Below are 1,755 nucleotides of genomic sequence, written 5' to 3'. Positions count from 1 at the left end.
CGCGGAGTCAGGCGGTGGTCTGCGGAAATGGTATCCTCGTGCGTTCGCCGCTGCACGCCTTCCCGGGGCATGCGCGGGCCGGCCGCCCCAGCGTTGACGCGTGGCGGCGCCCGCATGACGGCGGCGGGAATCCATCATCCAGAACCGACACAATACGGGGGAGACACCCATGAAGCGTTTCAAGACTTTCGCGATCCGTTCGATCACGGCCGGCGTGGCCGCACTCGCGCTGGCAGGTGCCGCGCACGCACAGACCGTCAAGGTACTGTCGATCGTCGACCACCCGGCACTCGACGCGATCCGCGACGGCGTGCGCGCCGAACTGAAGGCGGAAGGTTACGGCGACGACAAGCTCAAGTGGGAATACCAGAGCGCGCAGGGCAACACGGGCACGGCCGCGCAGATCGCGCGCAAGTTCGTCGGCGATCAGCCTGACGTGATCGTCGCGATCGCGACGCCGGCCGCGCAGGCGGTGGTCGCGTCGACGAAGAGCGTGCCGGTCGTCTATTCGGGCGTGACCGATCCGGTCGCCGCGCAGCTCGTGAAGGGCTGGGGCCCGTCGGGCACCAACGTGACGGGCGTGTCCGACAAGCTGCCGCTCGATCGCCAGGTCGCACTGATCAAGCGTGTCGTGCCGAATGCGAAGACGGTCGGCATGGTCTACAACCCGGGCGAGGCGAACTCGGTCGTCGTCGTGAAGGAGCTCAAGGAGATCCTCGCGAAGCAGGGGATGACGCTGAAGGAAGCGGCCGCGCCGCGTACCGTCGACATCGGCTCGGCCGCGAAGAGCCTGATCGGCAAGGTCGACGTGATCTACACGAACACCGACAACAACGTCGTGTCCGCGTACGAAGCGCTCGTGAAGGTCGCGAACGAAGCGAAGATCCCGCTCGTCGCGGGCGACACCGACAGCGTGAAGCGCGGTGGCATCGCGGCGCTCGGCATCAACTACGGCGACCTTGGCCGCCAGACGGGCAAGGTCGTCGCGCGCATCCTGAAGGGCGAGAAACCGGGCGCGATCGCGTCGGAGACGAGCAGCAACCTCGAACTGTTCGCGAACACGGGTGCGGCCGCGAAGCAGGGCGTCACGCTGTCGCCGGATCTGCTCAAGGACGCGAAGACGGTCATCAAGTAAGCCGCGGCCCGACCGCTGCGCTTGCGGGCCCGATCCGGGCCTGAACGACCTCGCCGGACGGGCGGCTCCCACCCGGGGCCGCCCGTTCGCTTCGCCCGGCCGTACACGTCCGGCCGGGAAGCAACAGGATTTCCCCATCATGTCTCTGTTCTCGTTACTGGGCGCCCTGGAGATCGGCCTGATCTTCAGTCTCGTCGCCCTCGGGGTGCTGATCTCGTTTCGCATCCTCAACTTCCCCGACCTCACCGTCGACGGCAGCTTTCCGCTCGGCGGCGCCGTCGCCGCGACGCTGATCTCGGCCGGCTACGACCCGTTCAGCTCGACCTGCCTCGCGATCGTCGCGGGCGCGGTGGCCGGCTTCATCACCGGCTGGCTCAACGTGCGCCTGAAGATCATGGATCTGCTCGCCAGTATCCTGATGATGATCGCGCTCTATTCGGTGAACCTGCGGATCATGGGCCGGCCGAACGTGCCGCTCATCACCGAGCCGACCGTCTTCACCGTGCTGCAGCCCGACTGGATGCCCGACTACGTGCTGCGTCCGGCGTTGCTCGCGATCGTCGTCGTGGTCGCGAAGCTCGGCCTCGACTGGTTCTTCTCGTCGCAGCTCGGCCTCGCGA

The 1,755-nt window shown here is 67.2% G+C and carries 2 protein-coding genes; both read left to right on the top strand.

Annotated elements, in window-relative coordinates; translation table 11 throughout:
- The first annotated feature begins 169 nt into the window (after positions 1 to 169).
- Entirely contained in the window at positions 170 to 1,135 is a 966-nt protein-coding gene (locus tag JYJ84_RS35865) for an ABC transporter substrate-binding protein (protein WP_122946323.1), read from the top strand.
- A gap of 139 nt (positions 1,136 to 1,274) precedes the next feature.
- Positions 1,275 to 1,755 (top strand): ABC transporter permease (locus JYJ84_RS35860; protein WP_374102165.1); only part of this gene is annotated, 481 nt, incomplete at its 3' end.

Source organism: Burkholderia sp. LMG 13014, from assembly GCF_905232215.1.
Taxonomy (GTDB): Bacteria; Pseudomonadota; Gammaproteobacteria; order Burkholderiales; family Burkholderiaceae; genus Burkholderia.
The sequence above is the reverse complement of the archived record's forward strand: the minus strand, read 5'-3'. Positions and strand labels throughout refer to the sequence as shown.

What these genes read in the sequence shown, in the direction of transcription:
- JYJ84_RS35865 (WP_122946323.1), top strand. Translation starts at nt 170, where the DNA reads ATGAAGCGTTTCAAGACTTTCGCGATCCGTTCGATCACGGCCGGCGTG.